The sequence below is a fragment of the Oceanobacillus phoenicis genome (assembly GCF_047238145.1).
GTDB lineage: Bacteria > Bacillota > Bacilli > Bacillales > Amphibacillaceae > Oceanobacillus.
Genome location: NZ_JBDFME010000001.1, coordinates 3,404,391 through 3,422,365 on the forward strand (window position 1 = coordinate 3,404,391; position 17,975 = coordinate 3,422,365).

12 protein-coding genes and 1 tRNA gene are annotated in these 17,975 nt (G+C 35.1%); 4 read left to right on the forward strand and 9 right to left on the reverse strand.

Features of this window, described 5'->3' with window-relative positions; genetic code table 11:
- Positions 1-113: 113 nt before the first annotated feature.
- Positions 114-1,187, reverse strand: coding sequence for an undecaprenyldiphospho-muramoylpentapeptide beta-N-acetylglucosaminyltransferase (locus tag ABC346_RS17120; RefSeq protein WP_413236004.1), 1,074 nt, complete (start codon positions 1,185-1,187; stop codon positions 114-116).
- A gap of 104 nt (positions 1,188-1,291) precedes the next feature.
- Here ABC346_RS17120 and ABC346_RS17125 point away from each other — a divergent pair, with 104 nt between their 5' ends.
- Positions 1,292-2,635: an MATE family efflux transporter gene (locus ABC346_RS17125; RefSeq protein WP_413236005.1), complete on the forward strand. Its 1,344-nt coding sequence runs from the start codon at positions 1,292-1,294 to the stop codon at positions 2,633-2,635.
- A gap of 364 nt (positions 2,636-2,999) precedes the next feature.
- On the opposite strand, the gene ABC346_RS17130 is transcribed toward ABC346_RS17125, so the two are convergent.
- The 8 genes from ABC346_RS17130 to ABC346_RS17165 all read right to left on the reverse strand — a co-directional run bounded on the left by ABC346_RS17130 (position 3,000) and on the right by ABC346_RS17165 (position 13,768).
- Positions 3,000-4,187: a NupC/NupG family nucleoside CNT transporter gene (locus ABC346_RS17130; RefSeq protein WP_413236006.1), complete on the reverse strand. Its 1,188-nt coding sequence runs from the start codon at positions 4,185-4,187 to the stop codon at positions 3,000-3,002.
- 342 nt (positions 4,188-4,529) lie between these two features.
- Entirely contained in the window at positions 4,530-5,801 is a 1,272-nt protein-coding gene (gene odhB / locus ABC346_RS17135; protein ID WP_413236007.1) for a 2-oxoglutarate dehydrogenase complex dihydrolipoyllysine-residue succinyltransferase, read from the reverse strand.
- A complete protein-coding gene (locus tag ABC346_RS17140) occupies positions 5,788-8,649 on the reverse strand; it encodes a 2-oxoglutarate dehydrogenase E1 component (protein ID WP_413236008.1) in 2,862 nt (953 codons plus the stop codon). The genes odhB and ABC346_RS17140 overlap by 14 nt, the downstream gene beginning before the upstream one ends.
- A 513-nt stretch (positions 8,650-9,162) precedes the next feature.
- On the reverse strand, positions 9,163-9,636 hold the full coding sequence (locus ABC346_RS17145) for a tRNA (cytidine(34)-2'-O)-methyltransferase (protein WP_413236009.1): 474 nt from the start codon (positions 9,634-9,636) through the stop codon (positions 9,163-9,165).
- 43 nt (positions 9,637-9,679) lie between these two features.
- Positions 9,680-10,534, reverse strand: coding sequence for an amidase domain-containing protein (locus ABC346_RS17150; RefSeq protein WP_413236010.1), 855 nt, complete (start codon positions 10,532-10,534; stop codon positions 9,680-9,682).
- A gap of 162 nt (positions 10,535-10,696) precedes the next feature.
- Positions 10,697-11,833, reverse strand: coding sequence for a tRNA epoxyqueuosine(34) reductase QueG (gene queG, locus ABC346_RS17155; protein WP_413236011.1), 1,137 nt, complete (start codon positions 11,831-11,833; stop codon positions 10,697-10,699).
- A 15-nt stretch (positions 11,834-11,848) separates the two neighbouring features.
- Entirely contained in the window at positions 11,849-13,552 is a 1,704-nt protein-coding gene (locus ABC346_RS17160; RefSeq protein WP_413236012.1) for an ABC-ATPase domain-containing protein, read from the reverse strand.
- 142 nt (positions 13,553-13,694) lie between these two features.
- Positions 13,695-13,768: transfer RNA gene (locus tag ABC346_RS17165), tRNA-Gly, on the reverse strand.
- Between the two features lie 451 nt (positions 13,769-14,219).
- Here ABC346_RS17165 and dat point away from each other — a divergent pair.
- From dat to ABC346_RS17180, 3 genes are all read left to right on the forward strand, one after another.
- Positions 14,220-15,086 (forward strand): D-amino-acid transaminase, encoded by an 867-nt coding sequence (gene dat / locus ABC346_RS17170; protein WP_413236013.1) that lies wholly within the window; start codon positions 14,220-14,222, stop codon positions 15,084-15,086.
- Positions 15,087-15,250: 164 nt separating this feature from the next.
- Positions 15,251-15,748, forward strand: a complete 498-nt coding sequence (locus tag ABC346_RS17175) for a DNA topology modulation protein (protein WP_413236014.1) — start codon at positions 15,251-15,253, stop codon at positions 15,746-15,748.
- An 83-nt stretch (positions 15,749-15,831) separates the two neighbouring features.
- A complete protein-coding gene (locus tag ABC346_RS17180) occupies positions 15,832-17,835 on the forward strand; it encodes a S9 family peptidase (protein ID WP_413236015.1) in 2,004 nt (667 codons plus the stop codon).
- Positions 17,836-17,975 lie beyond the last annotated feature (140 nt).

The window sequence follows — 17,975 nt, forward strand, 5'->3', positions numbered from 1 at the left end:
GAACAACTACGAGGAAAGTTATAAATTAGAATCAGAAAAAACACATCTACCTTAAAAATCCCTCCAAGTAGGAGGGATTTTAAATTTAATTATGAAAGACCACTTAGATCTTTTCAATTTATAATATCATCGATAATCTCCGTTACGGAGAGGAGCGATTGCTCACTTTTATATTTTTTCATTTCGTCTCTAATAACAGGTGCTGCTTTATTTAGTTCTTTAAGATGTTTTTCTAATGTTTGTTCGGTAAGTTCTTCTTCCTGTAGTACTCTAGCATAGTTCTTTTCCTTGAAGGAATTCGCATTTATTATTTGATCGCCTCGACTAGCTTCTTTTGATAGTGGAATAAGTAACATCGGCAAGCGCAATGCTAAAAACTCAAAGATAGCATTAGAACCCGCTCGAGAAATGACTAGATCTGTGGCAGCGAAAATATCTTTCAATTCATGATTAATATATTCAAACTGAACATATCCATCCAATTGTAAGGAATGATCAACCTTACCTTTACCACAAATATGAATAATCTCAAATTCATCTAATAGTGTTGTTATGGAATGACGAATAGTCTGATTAATTTTTTCCGATCCTCCACTCCCTCCCATAACGAGTAAAACTGGTTTGTTTCCTTTTAAGCCACTAATCCTTAATCCAATTTCACGTTTTCCAGTAAATAATTCATCTCGAATAACTGCTCCAACATAAGAAGCTTTACTTTCTGGTAAATATTGCATGGTTTCTGGAAAAGTAGCCAATACTCTTTTAGTAAAAGGTATCGATAATTTATTAGCTAATCCTGGAGTATAATCTGATTCATGAATAATTGATGGTACACCTCGGAGTTTTGCTGCGGCAACTACTGGTACGGATACAAAACCGCCTTTTGAAAATACAATAGATGGTTTACGTTTACCAATTATGCGATATGCTTGCATAGTACCTTTAAGTACTTTAAATGGATCCTTGAAATTTTCTTTCGACATATATCTTCGTAATTTTCCGGTAGATATAGAATGATAAGTTACCCCCTCTAATGGTGATATTAAATCTCGCTCTATTCCATTATAGGAGCCAATGTAATCAATTTCCCAACCTTGTTCTTGATAGTAAGGTATAAGTGCTAAATTAACGATAACATGTCCTGCTGTGCCGCCACCTGTAAATAAAATACGTTTATTATTTTTCACGGAACTCATTCCTTTCCCAACACATTATATCAGCGTATAATGGTCAATGCACTATATAATTACGTTATAATAAGAAGAAAATTAAAAAGGAAGAAGAATTGCATATGTACCAAACAACAACATTAAGAGATAAAGTCAAACTTTTTATTATTATTTTACTGCCAATACTAATCACTCAAGTAAGTATAAATCTAATGAGTTTCTTTGACACAATGATGTCTGGCCAATTTAGTGCCAGCGATCTTGCGGGTGTTGCAATTGGTTCAAGCCTATGGGTACCAATCTTGACTGGGATCAATGGGATTGTCTTATCAATAACCCCTATTATTGCACATCTGATTGGAGCTAAAAACAAGCAAGATATTCCACAAGTAATTCAACAAGGTATGTATTTATCTGTAGCATTATCAGTCATTATTATATTAATTGGTGGATTAGCATTAGATCCCATTTTACAAGCGATGAGTTTAGAAAAAGAAGTACAACATATAGCTAAATACTACTTAATTACTTTAGGAACTGGAATCGTACCTTTATTTTTATTCCATACTATCCGAAGTTTTATGGATGGATTAGGACAAACACGTTCTTCTATGATTATTATTTTAATCTCACTACCGATCAATGTAGTTTTAAATTACATATTAATATTTGGTAAATTTGGTATCCCTGCATTTGGTGGAATTGGTGCAGGTATAGCAACAAGCCTTACTTATTGGATTATCAGTGGGATTTCAATATTTATGATTCATCGTGTCTACCCGTTTCGTAATTATAAAGTATTTCAAAAAATCTTACCACCTACACTTTCATACTGGTGGGACCAACTAAAAATTGGTTTACCAATTGGATTAGCTATATTCTTTGAGACAAGTATTTTCTCAGCTGTTACACTGTTGATGAGTGAATACAACACAAATACCATTGCCGCTCACCAAGCCGCTATGAACTTTGCTGGTTTATTATATATGTTGCCATTGAGTGTTGGGATGGCATTGACCATTGCAGTTGGATTTGAAGTAGGTGCTAAACGATTCCAGGATGCTAAAAGTTACACGTATATGGGAATTGTGGGAGGATTATTAATTGCTATTTTTGCAGGTATAATTTTATATACATTTGATGATATTGTAGCCAGATTATATAATTCTGACCCACAAGTAATTGAACTTACGAAGCAGTTTATTATTTTTGCTATCTTTTATCAGTTAGCAGATGCGATAGGAGCACCAATTCAAGGAGCATTGCGTGGGTATAAAGATGTGAATATGACATTAGTTATTGCTTTAATCTCCTATTGGATAATTGGACTACCAACCGGTTATTTATTTGCAAATTATACTGCATTAGAGCCGTTTGGTTACTGGGTTGGTATTATTGTTGGGCTAAGTGCAGGAGCTATTGCATTATTAGCCAGACTATTATTTATCCAGAGAAAATCAGTATAGATATTAAAAAATGCAAAAGGTTCTCAGCAAAAATATGCTGAGAATCTTTAATATAATCATAAGATATTAGAATCAATTTCATAATTGCTACGTTTTATGAAAAACGAACATTATTTGATGTTTTATATAATAATGTTCGGATAACAGGGGGGGATTCTTGGCTTTGATTGGAATGGAAGACGGCGACTCCTGCAGGAATAGCATAAGCTGAAGATCCACTTGAAAAGTGTTCTTCTTTTCAAGTTAGCTGAGGCCGTGCCTGCGGAAAGCGCCGTCTGCAATGGAAATTAAACAACGCAACGTTCGGATTTTACACCAATATATTAATTATGAAATTGATTCATTAAGATAATAAATTAATTTTTTACAAGAACAATCCTACAACAGTTGCTGACAAGATAGAAGCTAGTATTGATCCTAATAAAAGTTTCATCCCAAATTGAGATACAGATACAGCTTTATTACTATCAATTCCTTTAACCGTACCAGCAATGATACCAATCGAAGAGAAGTTAGCAAAACTTGTTAGGAATACGGTAACAATACCAATTGTTTTTTCAGACATTTCATCTAATAGTGGTTGGAATTGTAACATCGCTACAAATTCATTCGTAACAATCTTCGTACCCATAATAGATCCAGCTTCTATAACTTCATTTGGAGCTATCCCCATTAAAATTCCAATAGGGGCAAGAATATATCCTAAGATTTGTTGTAAAGTTACGCCAGCAAATACAAACTGAATTAACCAGTTTACAAGCTCTAGAGATGCAATAAATGCAATTAACATCGCAGCTACGATTAATGCAATTTTCCCACCTTCTAAAGCCCCGTTACCCATTGCTTCGAAAATACTTTTATCTTGACTAACATCGGTAATATCAACCTTGTCTTCTTCTTTTGGAACTTCGACAGGAGCAATAATGGATGCAATCATTAATGCACTAAACATGTTCAAAGGTAATGCAACCAGTATATATTCAGGTGGTAATATTTGAATATATGCACCTACAATGGAAGCAGAAACTGACCCCATCGCTGAAGCACTGACAATATAAAGACGATTTTCACTTAAATGATGGAATTGTGATCGAATTGCGATTAGAGCTTCCGATTGTCCAAAGAATATACTATTTACTCCATTAAAGGATTCAATTCGAGGTAAACCAGTAACTTTTGAAATTGCCGCTCCAACATATTTAATAATTGCAGGTAGTATTTTTAAATACGTTAAAACAGAAAGTAATGTCGCAAAGAATATAATTAGTAATAATACGTTGAAAAAGAATACTCCACCTTCCTCAACAACAAATCCTCCTAGTACGAAATTGATTCCTTCTGTACCAAATTCAATCAACTTATTAAATACTGCTGATATTCCATTGATAACTGCTGCACCAATACTTGTTGAAAACATAAACCAAGTAATTAGTAATTGAAGGACCAACATAATCCCAATGCCTTTAAAGTTCACTTTCTTCTTTTTGTTAGACATAAGGTAGGCAAGTCCCAGTGTAACAATAATTGCTAATATACCGAGAAGAATACTCACGGTTAGCCTCCTTTATTCGTTATTAGGTATATATACCATGTTATCTATCAACATGTATGACGTATGACAAGTTAAACAATTAAAAAATATATTACCATTTTGAAGTTCTTAATTTTCAAAAATGATAACGTTTTTATAATCTTTTATTAAAAAGAATTTATTCATATCATGTCAATAATGTACCCAGCAAGTACTATAATATTCGTTCTGCTGACTAATTTCAACAAAAACTAATGAATTTATTTATTAAATTTATCAAAAGTATGACAATCTAGTATACAATCAAAAAAAGAAAAACAGGGTCAAATCTAAAACCCTGTTTTTCTATACAACTATTATTAATTAGCCTTCCAGTAAAAGATCATACGGATCTTCTAACATTTGTTTAATACGAACAAGAAATTGTACAGCTTCCTTACCATCAACAATACGGTGATCATAAGATAGAGCTAAATACATCATTGGACGTACTTCAATAGAATCATCTGGCATTACCATCGCACGTTTTACTATATTATGCATTCCTAAAATACCTACTTGAGGAGCATTTAAAATTGGTGTAGACATCATAGAACCAAATGTTCCACCGTTTGTAATTGTGAAAGATCCACCTTGCAGGTCTTTTAACGCCAATTTATTATCTCTTGCTTTCGTACCTAAATCGATAATATCTTGTTCAATCCCAGCAAAATCTTTCCGGTCTGCATCTCTGACTACAGGTACTACAAGTCCATCATCCGTAGATACAGCAATACCGATGTCATAGAATTTTTTAATGACTAGTTCATTTCCTTGAATTTCAGCATTTAGTAATGGGAATTCCTTCAATGCACCTACAACAGCTTTTGTAAAGAAGGACATAAATCCTAATTTAACACCATTTTTATCTAAGAATTTATCTTTACGTTGTTTACGTAATTCCATTACCGCTGTCATATCTACTTCGTTAAAAGTAGTAAGCATTGCAGTATTATGCTGTACTTCTACAAGATTTTTTGCGATTGTTTGACGACGACGAGTCATTTTCACTCGTTCTACCGGTTTATCAAATTCTGTTTTCTCCGATTTTGGAGCTTCTTTTTTCGCTTGCTTTTTCTCCGTAGATTGTTTATTCGCTTGTGCTTGTGCTTCTACATCTTCCGTGCGTACACGTCCTAATGGATCACGTGATTGAACACTACTTAAATCAATATTTAATTCACGAGCTCGTTTTCTAGCTGCAGGAGATGCAATCACTTCTCCATTATTATCAGTTGTAGTATCTGCATCCTTAGATGTTTTTGTTTCAGATGCTTTCTGTTTATCTTCTTGCTTTTCTTCCTGCTTAGGTACTTCTTTAGGCGTTGATTCTGATTCATCTGAACTTGAACCAGCTTCACCATTTTCATCTAACTTAGCAATGGTATCTCCAACAGTTACATCATCACCTTCTTCACTAATGATTTCTGTGATGACTCCGGAAAATTCTGCATTTACTTCTACATTTACTTTATCCGTTTCTAATTCTACTACTGGGTCACCTTTTTCAACTTTGTCGCCTTTTTTGACAAGCCATTCTGCAATCGTACCTTCTGTAATGGATTCTGCTAATTCTGGGATTTTAATTTCCTGCACTGGATTTTCCTCCTTCAGATTGATTCAATGCTTGCTTGATAATTTTATTTTGAGCCGTTTTGTGTACAGTCGGAATACCTCCAGCTGGTGCCGAACGATCTGGTCTACTTATGACTTTAAGTTTCTGATCTCCATTCAATAATTCTCTCAGATAATCATCAACAAAATTCCATGCACCCATATTTTTCGGTTCCTCTTGTACCCACACAATCTCTTTTAAGTTTGGAAGCTGCTTTATTTCCTCTTCCAATGCTTTTTTAGGGAATGGATAAATTTGTTCCACTCTTTTTATTTGTAACGAATCATATGTTTCATCTGAATCATCCATCGCTTCTTCTATATCAATCATCATTTTCCCACTACCAACAACAAGACGCGTTACTTTTTCTCGGTTCGCTTCAAATCCTGGTTGATCACGTAATGGCAGGAAACCACCTTCTGTAAATTCCTCAGCAGTCGCTCCCATACGCGGATGACGGATAAGACTACTTTTAGGAGTCATTAATACTAATGGTCTAGCTTCATCACGATCTCGCATAGCTGCTTGGCGTCTAAGAATATGGAATAGTTGTGCGGATGAAGTCACATTTGCTACTATCCAATTATTTTCAGCTGCCATCTGTAAGAAACGTTCTAATCTTGCACTAGAGTGTTCCGGACCTTGGCCTTCATATCCATGAGGCAGAAGTAAAACCATATTTGATTTCTCGCCCCATTTTGCACGAGCAGAAGAAATAAATTGGTCAAAAATAACCTGTCCTGCGTTCGCGAAATCACCGAATTGAGCTTCCCAAATAACAAGTGTATTTGGTGAGTGGACGCTATATCCGTATTCAAATCCTAAAACTCCAGCTTCAGATAAAGGACTGTTACGTACATCAAAAGATGCATGAACATCCGATAATCCATGTAGTGGACTGTATTTCTCCCCAGTTTCTACATCATGTAATACAATATGACGATGCGCAAATGTCCCACGTTCGGTATCCTGTCCAGTTAATCGAATTGGTGTTCCATCTTTTAGTATAGACGCAAAAGCTAACGCTTCACCTGTACCCCAGTCCGCTTTATTTCCTTCTTCCAACGCATCTTTTCTGCGCTGTAGGATTCGCTCTGTTTTTTTGAATCCTTTAAAGCCCTCTGGACGTTCTAGCAATTCTTTATTAATCGATTTTAATGTAGATAAATCAATAGCTGTCTTAAATTGATCTAAACCATTGGTTAATACTTTTGGCATTAACTTAGCTTCTGGTTCGCCAATTTCACTTTCTGTCATTCCTTTATAAATGTCAGTCAGTTTTTTCTCAACAGCGTTTTTTACTTCCTCAAATCCACCCTCTTGAAGAATACCTTTTTCTTCCATTCCTTTTCCAAACAATGAAGCAACAGATGGGTGATCATCAATTTGCTGATAAAGACTTGGTTGCGTTGTACGAGGTTCGTCCATTTCATTATGTCCGTAACGACGATAGCCAACTAAGTCTATTAGAAAATCTTTATGGAATTTTTGACGATATTCATATGCTATTTTAATAGCTGAGATGCATGAAATTGGATCATCCGCATTTACTCGGATAACTGGGATTTCAAATCCTTTCGCCAAATCACTTGCGTACCTTGTAGACCTGCCATCTTCACGATCTGTGGTATATCCAAGTAGGTTATTTGCAATAATATGCAAAGTCCCCCCAGTAGAATACCCTGGTAATCCACTTAAGTTCAGCGTTTCTGCAACGACACCTTCACCAATAAATGCTGCATCACCATGAATTAATACAGAAACAGCCTTATTGGAATCTTTCTTCGGATAACCTTTTTCACTTCGATCATCTTGAGCCGCGCGAGTAAATCCTTCTACTATTGGATTAACAAATTCGAGATGCGATGGATTGTGCGCTAAAGTTATTCTCGTTTGACCTTTATTGCCATATTCAACTTCTTTTTCTGCACCATAATGATACTTAACATCACCAGTCCATCCATAATTGATTGCTCTGGACCCTTCAGATGGCATTAATTCCTTGTCTTTCGTGTAATTAAACTCCGAAAAAATCTTATCATATGGTTTTCCTAAAACATTTGCTAGTACAGATAATCTTCCACGATGTGCCATTCCCATCATGACATGTTCAATACTATCTTGATTTGCATATTGAACAATATGATCGATCATCGGCACCATTGATTCTAATCCCTCAATGGAAAAACGTTTTTGACCAACAAAGGTTTTATGAAGAAATTTCTCAAAACCTTCTACATCAACTAAACGTTGAAGAATCTCTTTTCTTTCATCATTACTTGGATCTAGTCTTGCATTTCCTTCTTCAATTAAATCAAATAACCATTTACGTTCTTCATCATTATTAACATGGTCATATTCAAATGTAATCGTACCAGTATAATACTTCCTTAACTGATTAACTACATCTAAAGCTGTATTTACTCCAGGAGCTTCCTTCTCCCAAATCCAAGATGCAGGAATCTTCTCTAAATCTTGTTCTGTTAGATTATATGTTGATAAATCCAACATCTTAGAACGATCACCCTTATATCCACCAACTGGATATATATCTGCATCTGTGTGTCCATAACGACGAATAGCCTCAACAAGTCTGATTGCTGAGGTTAAATTGGTTACATCGAAATCAGATGCATTGGATACAGATTTTACATTCTCGGTAGAAGTAAGCCAAGATGGAGCGCCATGTGTATCAAATATTGTTCTGATAGAAGATTCAACTAATTCCGGATCTTCTTTGTACAACTCAAATTGTTGTTCCAAATACCCCGTGTTTTGTCCGTGAAACTGCCCCCAAAATCTTTCTGCAGATTCTGCATTTTCTGCCACGACTGATACCCCCATTAGAAGTTAACTTATCCGTTATGAAAACGGTTCAAAACCATTATAGAGTTCGTTTCTCTATTCATCAACTAATATACATGATTTTTACGGAGGATACAACAATTCGAGAAATCTTTTAAACAATTTATCGACATTATTTTTTTAAAATAACGACATCGATTAAAAGTGCCTAGTTCACAATCTTGATTTTTTTCGTTATAATAAGGGCATACTAGTGAGAAATACGCCTAGAAAGTACGTCTACAAGGGAGGAAATAATAATGAAACTTGCTCTATTAATGGGAGTTATTGTAACATTCGTTGTTTCTATGTTTACTTCAGGATATGAAGCTAAATCAGGGGTACCAAAAGAAGATCAATATTAATGTGGTTAGAGGTTGGAACAAAAGTATTTACTCAAAAGATTGAATCAATCTTTTCAGTAAACCGTCCTTTGTAATGTTCCAACCTCTAAAATTTATACAAAAAAACCCACTTCATTACGAAGTAGGATACATATTAATATAAATTCGGAAAGCCTTGTTGCCTTAATACTTCATAAATAATTATTGCTGAAGTGTTGGATAAGTTTAGTGATCGTACCTTATCATTCATATGAATACGCAGGCATTGATCTTCTTTTCCAACTAACAATTCTTTAGGTATACCTGTAGACTCTTTTCCGAAAACAAAAAATTGATCTATATTCGAATCACTAAAATCAAAGTCAGTATAATGTTTTGTTCCAAAGTTTTCAATATAATAAAATCTCGCATCTGGATATGTTTTGTAAAGCTCTTCTATCGATTGATATTCTTGAACATCTACATGCTCCCAATAATCTAATCCAGCTCTTCGCACCATCTTGCTATCTGTTGAAAAGCCAAGTGGATGTATTAGATGGAGCGTAACCCCTGTCGCAAGACACGTTCTTCCTATATTCCCTGTATTTGCTGGAATTTCTGGTTCAAATAAAACAACATGCACACTCAAAACTCATTTCTCCTTCTTGTATAGTAACCTTATACATTATACACTAATTTTCACCAATCCGAAAAAATTTGTATTGGATCTCTGGTGTATAAGCAGTTGAGTCTTCATATGACCAATAGCGATGGCGACTATTATCCGTATGTGCATTTACTAAAGGCATACCATACTCATCTTTTGTCACAACTATTGTGGTATGATTCCAACGATTATCTCCTTCAAAATCATAACAAATGACATCTCCAGGTAGTAATTCCTCCGGACTTTCGACTTCTTGCCCCTTTAAACCTTTGTTAGAACCACTTAAGTACCATCGCATCGCATGTGCAACCGACCAACTAAAACTCCAGGAATTCCCGCTATACCACCAGCCTCGCTCTCGAACAGGTTCTCCCCAAGTAGGCGCTCCACCTGCATATAAACATTGTGAAATATAGTTTGTACAATCTACTTCAAATGTTCTGTAAGCCGGGTTATAACTGTTCCACCAACGTTCAGCATATTTTACAGCCTCAAGACGATTATAATCAAACCGGCTCGATTCAAGTCGTTGTGATTTACTTGAATTCCATAGTAAATAATCATCTGGAATTTTTTCAAAATTAGTTTCACGTTTTTTATGATTGACAATTGTTTCATCTAAGACACTATACGAAAAAGGTAAAACCTGTTCTTCCAACATAAATCGATCATTTTGTTTTATTAAAAATTGTAAATGCATTACATATTCATAATTTGATCGATTATCATAATGAAGTTTTCGTGTCACCTTACCATTGCCAGATATTTTTACAATTGATGCATTTCTTTTTACCAGCAAATCTAATTTCTTCTGCCACCATTCATCTTCGGAATGCCTTTCTGAGAACAACCTACTCCAATACTCTTTTATGCTTTCCATAAAAACATCCCCTCCCATAACAATGTATGTGAAGAGGATATATTTTACGAGAAAATATTTAACTGAACTTGTAACTGAGAGGAATACTTATCAGATTAAGTTACTTAACCTTTTTTGTACATTTCTCGTGAGAAGAAGAATCTCACCATGAAATGAATTCCTTTAAGTTTGCTCCTGAAAAGACAGACCTTTTTCCATCTCAAAAAGAACTTGACTATCGGTTTCTTTTTCCATAGCTGTTTTAATTGCATCATATGCATGCTGAGATCCGATTTTCCCTAATGACCATGCTGCTGTTCCACGAATAACTGGCCTTGGATCATTATTCATCACTTTAATCAGATCCTCAATCGCGCTTTTATCTTTGTAGTGGCCAATAGCAATAAGTGCATTTCGTTGTAAAGGTTTTTTACCGCGCCAAGACCCAGACATATAACCGAATTTCTCTTTAAACTCTTTATTGGACAAGTGTAGCATTGGTTTTAACTTCGGTTTTGCGGACTCTGGTTCAGGTTCTAGTTCCTGATGAAAATGAGAATCCACTCCTCTATTATAAGGACATACCTGTTGACAAGTGTCACAACCATAAATTCGGTTGCCAATTTTAGAACGAAACTCATCTGGTAAGAAATCTTTCGTCTGCGTTAAGAACGCAATACATCTTTGTGCATTTAATTGACCACCCTGCACTAAAGCTCCTGTTGGACAGGCATCCATACAGATTGTACAATCACCACAGCTTTCTTCCACCGGACTATCAGGTACAAATGGAATGTTCGTAATCATTTCCCCTAAGTAAACAAAGGAACCAAACTCAGGTGTGATAATCGACGTATTTTTCCCACTAAATCCTATGCCTGCACGTTCTGCAACTGCTCTATCAGATAGCTCTCCGGTATCAACCATAATTTTGTTCACCGCATCAGGATATTTTTCTTGGATATATTCTGACAGTTTATTTAAACGCTCACGTAAGGCAACATGATAATCAATCCCCCATGAGGCCCTTGCGAAAATACCACGTCTCTCTTCTTTTGTGCTCCGGGGGGCATCATGCATTTTTTGTGGATAAGCTACAGCTATAGAGATAATTGATTTCGCTTCTGGTAATAACCTTTTAGGTTCGGTCCTTTCTTCTATAGAGCCTTTTTCAAAACCAGACTGGTATTGTAGTTCCTGTTGTCTGCGTAAACGTTCTTTTAATTCTGTAAAAACATCAGCGGTCGTAAAACCGATTTTATCAATCCCTATTTCCTTCGCATAAGATTGAATATCTTCTTTTAATTGATCTACGTGCAAGACGCCCCCTCCTTTCTAAATGTGATTTAATACAAACTTGCCATTACGCATACGATTTAATACAGCTGCGATTTCATAACGGCGAGGTTTTGCTAAATCCCCTGGATGCTTTCCTCTGTTTAATGTAAGTTGATCTAAGCCTTTATTCATTTCATTCTCAATAATATCCAAAATATCCGTAAGTGAGCGATTTTCCATAATATTCGTTCGGTACAAATATTGAATGACTTCTGCTATCATTCTAGTTTGTGAGGTATCAATAAGTTGTTCCGTATTTGAAAATAGAATTAGTGAATTTCCTAACATAATTTGATATTGACCTTTTGCTTGGATCTTAAATTTCCTGTCACCTTGTTTAGGAAATGAAGACTGTAATAACTTACGTTTCGTGTGTTTTCCAAATTCTGTTGATGGAACTTCCTCATTTTCAATCGGATTTTCATTTATGATTTTTTTCGCCTCACGAGTTACTTGTCTTGGAATATACTCTTCCATCAAAATGACATTGTCCGCAACAGAAAAGTAATCACCTGACCCACCCGTCACTAGAATCACGGAAACTCCTAATTCATCGACAAGTTGACGAATACGGTGAATAAATGGCGTTATTGGTTCTTTATTTTTAGCAACCAATTTTTGCATACGAATATCCCTAATCATGAAATTCGTTGCACTTGTATCTTCATCAAATAATAACGTACTTGCTCCTACTTCAATAGCTTCCATTACGTTTGCCGCTTGGGAAGTACTCCCACTAGCATCTTCTGTGGAAAAATTATTCGTATCTTTACCATGTGGCAAGTTTGAAATAAACGGCGATATATCTACAGCAGAAATTTTTCTTCCGTCTTCCGCTCTAATTTTCACTGCTGTCGGGTCCGTTAATACAAATTCACGTCCATCTCCAGCGGTATGTCGATATACACCTCGCTCCATTGCTTGTAACAATGTGCTTTTACCGTGATAACCGCCACCTGTTATTAATGTAACCCCACGATGAGTTGCCATTCCCTTTATTGTTTTACCATAAGGTAAATTGATTTCCACTTCATTTTCTTTCGGACTTTGAAAAGGTACCGCTTGTTGTTGTGGCAAATTACTTACTCCACTCCTACGCGGAAGTATGGAGCCATTAGCAACAAAGGACACCCACTTATTTTCTTTCATTACTTTCAGAATATGAGATTGCTGATCAGCTAAAATGATTGCTTTTTCTATTTGTTCATTTTTTACTTTAAATACGGATTCTTTTAAAAGATTTGGTACTACTTTGCTAAAGAGTTTGATTGCTTCTCTGCCGTTAATCGATCTTCCCTGTGCAGGCAATCCAACCGATAAACAAATAGTGATGGAATGCTCTTGTAAAGATACTGCTGAACGTTTCAAGATTTCTTGTCCAGGTCCGTCGAAAGCAATCAATCCACTTTTTCCCGAACCTTTTATCGAAAACTTATTTTGACTAATTGCTTTGTCAATCACTCTTGCAAACGCATCTTCTGCAGCAGTTTTTCTATCTACAGTTTCTAACCATGACGATTCAATCGATCGTTTAGTATGATCAACTATTATTCTAATTTTTGATGGACTTGCAAATGGATCTCCTTGAACATAATCAATTTGAAGTTTGAACGATGGATGTGTATACGTTCCCTGTATTTGTTTATAGCTTTTATATCCTTTTCGATCTATCGCAGCTAATTTATCTTGTAGTTGTTCCATAAGTCCGTCCCCCAACCATAGCTATTTTACACAAGAATACTATGCAAATGATTATTATTTCAAGGATTCTATACTTTATAACATTAAAAAACGCAACGCTTCGTAGACCCTATGTACGAAACACTGCGTTATGACATATGTATGGAGCGGGTGAAGGGAATCGAACCCTCGTCATCAGCTTGGAAGGCTGAGGTTTTACCATTAAACTACACCCGCATCAAAAAATATTTATGTTACTTTTTTGCTGATAAGTTACATTATAGCAATGTTAATTTAACAAATCAACCATAATTTCATCATTTTTTTACAAAATTTATATTTAATTTACGTTATTTAAATGAATTTCATAATAAGATATTTTATGTAAAATCCAAATATTGCTGTTTTGATTTTCATTACAGACAGTCGCTTTTTAGCAGGCAGGGCTTCAACTAACTAGGAAAAGAAGAGCTTTTTCCTAGTGGATTTTCAAGCTCCCTATTCTGAGCAGAAGTCGCCGTCTTTCATTGCAATCAAAGCCAAGAATAGTAAATTTTTTGTTTTTTAATTGAAATTGACAATTATAAATTTGACCCATTTATAAAGATAATTATGAAATAATTAGTTATTTACATATGATATACCAAGTTATAAACTAGTATTATGCTTGAAGAGAGGAGCTTATTTTATGTCTGTATATCCAATTATTTTAACTCAATCTGAATTTAAAGATAAGGATAGCTTAAACTACCCTTTCGAGGAACGCGGTTTACAGTTCGGAGATGGGATTTATGAAGTTATTCGTGTATATGAGGGGAAATACTATCTATTTGAAGAACATGTGGACCGATTATATCGCTCAGCAGAGGCAATTAAAATGGAAATACCACAAAGTAAAAAAGAAATGAAAGAATTATTACTTCAATTAATTACAAAAAATGAAATGACTACAGATGGAAAAATGTATATGCAAATCACTAGAGGTTCTGCTCCTCGCGACCATATTTTCCCTCAAACTGTAGAACCAAACATGTATGCCTATGTACAGGATATGCCAAGAAATAAAGAAGCTTTACAACATGGAGTTTCTACAATTACTCAACCCGATATCCGCTGGCAAAATTGCTATATTAAAAGTTTAAATTTACTTCCTAATGTTTTAGCAAAACAAACAGCTAAGGAACAGGGATGTTATGAAGCTATTCTCCATAGAGATGGGAAAGTAACTGAATGCAGCTCATCTAATGTGTATTTAGTTAAGAATGGGAAAGTATATACACACCCAACTACAAACAATATCCTCTATGGTTGTGTACGCATGGCTGTGGAAAGATTCTTAAAGGATGCAAATATTGAACTTATTGAAGAAGCATTTCAACTAGAGGACATTTCTAATGCAGATGAAATATTCTTATCAAGTAGTACTTCTGAAGTTACTCCAATTGTACGTGTGGATGATAAAGTTATCGGTGATGGTAAACCAGGTACAATCACCAAACAATTACAACAAGCATATGAATCAGATGCAACTATTAAAGATAGATTAACTGTGTAACTTTCTTTTTATAAGAACAAAAAGACGAGGTAAGGTAGTGTTTAAATCTTTCTTTCTAGATTATACCTTTTACCCTACCTCGTTTTTCCACCTGTGGAATTTTCTTAATCTTCTTATTTTAATATTGATAAAGCTTCAATCCGGTTAACAAAGGAGGTCATAATTTGAAAAAAATCATGATAGTAGGCTGTGCTGGTTCTGGAAAATCAACGTTAGCAAAGCAACTCGGTAATCAAAAAAAAATCCCGGTGTATCATCTGGATTCTATTTTTTGGGAACCAGGTTGGAAACCGATCGAGCAAAATAGATTTATAGATAAACAAAAAGAGATTATGGAAGAACCTGCATGGATTATTGATGGAAATTACGGTTCAACAATGAGTATACGTATGAAATATGCTGACACGATTATTTTTCTCCATTATAAAACCACCCGTTGTTTACACAGAATCATAAAGAGAAGGATTCAATATCATGGACAAACTCGTCCAGATATGGGAGAGGGTTGTAAAGAAAAATTAGATTGGGACTTTGTACATTATGTTTTAATGTTTAATAAAAATAATGCTCCCACTATTTTAGACAAACTAAATTCTGTTAAAGAAAAGCAAATTTATATTATTAAAAACCCAAAACAACTTAAACATTTTTCATTAGATTAAAGATGTTTCAATTGATTAGAGCCTCTAATTAGTTTAAAATAATATCAAGTTTTTGATTTTTTGTAAAATTTAGGAGGATATACATGAATTTAACAAAACGAGCAATCAACGAGACCGACTTAAAACGTCTAGAAATTTTGAGCGACCCCACTTACACAGCTTCTACCAACCGCTTTACATACATTTCGACAACAGTAAATGAAGATAGTGAATATGAAGCACATGTGTACAGTAAAGATATTTCCACTAACCAAACAAAACAATGGACCTTAGGAAAGCATTCCAATACCAATTTTCGAATTAACCCAAGTAATACACAGGCAGTATTTCAGTCCACTCGATCTGGTACACCACAATTATGGCTATTGGATTTAGACGGAGGTGAACCGAAACAGATCACATTTTTACAAAAAGGTGCTTTTTCACCAAAATGGTCTCCCGATGGTTCATCCATCTTCTTTTCTGCGCCATTGAGTATGGACGATGACATCCACAGCCAAAATGAACTTACTTGTGAAGAAAAGAAACAAATGAAACAAGACAAACAAAAAGAACCGCTTATTGTTAATCGTTTAAAACACAAATCAGATGCAAAAGGTTTTCATGACGACTCTTATATACAAATTATTGAATACCACCTAGCAACTAAGGATTTCAAACAATGGACCACAAAACCATTTAACCATTCATTACATGATATCTCTATAGATGGTAAACAACTAATTTTTTCTAGTAATTGGAGTGAAGAAGCTGATTATGAACTAACTTCTGATTTATTTCTATTAAACTTACATACACATGAATTTACATTAATAACGGATGGAAATAGCAATTATTATAATGCCCGTTTTTCAAGCGATAGTTCACAAATTATTACACTCGGTCATGACTTTGATTATGCCGGCGCAACGTTAACGAAACTCTATCTATTTGAACTATCCTCAAAAGAAAGAAAAGAAATTACGGATCAGTGGGATATTCAATTAGGTGATGCGATGGTTACTGATTCTAGATTAGGAGAATCAGAAAACGGTCCAATTTGGTCTAAAGATGGGAAATCAATTTATTTCCTAGCATCCGATCAAGGTTCTACTTCTCTTTATCAGACGGACCTTAAGGGCAATCTTGAAAAAGTATACGGTGATGATAATCATGTATTTGGTTTCACCTATCATCCTGATGAAGAAACATTTATTTTAGGAATTAGCTCTCCAATAGACCCAGGCAATTTTTATGAATTAAACAGTAATCGTGAACTTTCCTTACTAACAAATGCTAATAAATCATTATTAGAAGAAATTCATGTAGAGAAACCCGAGGAAATTTCCTTTACATCATCGGATGGACTTGAAATCCAAGGCTGGTTATTACGACCATATAACTTTGAAGAAGGAAAAAAATATCCATTTATATTAGAAGTTCATGGTGGTCCTCATGCTATGTACGGAAATTCATTTTTCCATGAACTACAGTTACTAGCTGCAAAAGGATATGTTGTTGTTTATACAAATCCTCGGGGTAGTCACGGCTATGGACAACAATTCGTTAATGGCGTAAGAGAAAATTATGGACAAGGGGATTACCAAGACTTAATGGAAGCAGTAGATTATTGTCTAGATAAGTATTCCTTTATTGACGAAGATCGACTTGGAGTCACTGGTGGAAGCTATGGTGGATTTATGACAAACTGGATTGTTGGACATACGAATCGATTTAAAGCAGCTGTTACTCAACGTTCCATTTCAAATTGGCTCAGTTTTTATGGAGTTAGTGACATTGGATATTTCTTTACAAAATGGGAGCATGGATTAAATCTATTAGATGGTCCAGAAAAACTTTGGGATATATCTCCTCTTAAGTATGCAGCGAACGTCGAGACACCGTTACTTATCCTTCATGGGGAGCTAGATTTTCGTTGTCCAATCGAACAAGGAGAGCAATTATACGTTACGTTGAAACATCTGAAGAAAGAAGTAGAGTTTATTCGCTTTCCAGGGGCAAATCATGAATTAAGCAGAAGTGGAGACCCATCTATGCGTATCAAAAGATTAGAACAAATCGGTAGATGGTTTGATCAATACTTGTAAAAGTTGTTAATCAATCGGGCTGGGACCTGGCAAAATCGAAGCACCTAAAAATATAGTAAACTTCTTTTGGAGGAAGGTTAGTGAGCTTTCGGATTACTTTTATCCGGAAGCTCAGCTGCCGTCCTCAGTTAGAAACCCGA

Coding starts and splice junctions, on each gene's coding strand:
- ABC346_RS17125 (WP_413236005.1), top strand. CDS start 1,292: ATGTACCAAACAACAACATTAAGAGATAAAGTCAAACTTTTTATTATT.
- ABC346_RS17150 (WP_413236010.1), bottom strand. CDS start 10,534: ATGGAAAGCATAAAAGAGTATTGGAGTAGGTTGTTCTCAGAAAGGCAT.
- ABC346_RS17160 (WP_413236012.1), bottom strand. CDS start 13,552: ATGGAACAACTACAAGATAAATTAGCTGCGATAGATCGAAAAGGATAT.
- dat (WP_413236013.1), top strand. CDS start 14,220: ATGTCTGTATATCCAATTATTTTAACTCAATCTGAATTTAAAGATAAG.
- ABC346_RS17180 (WP_413236015.1), top strand. CDS start 15,832: ATGAATTTAACAAAACGAGCAATCAACGAGACCGACTTAAAACGTCTA.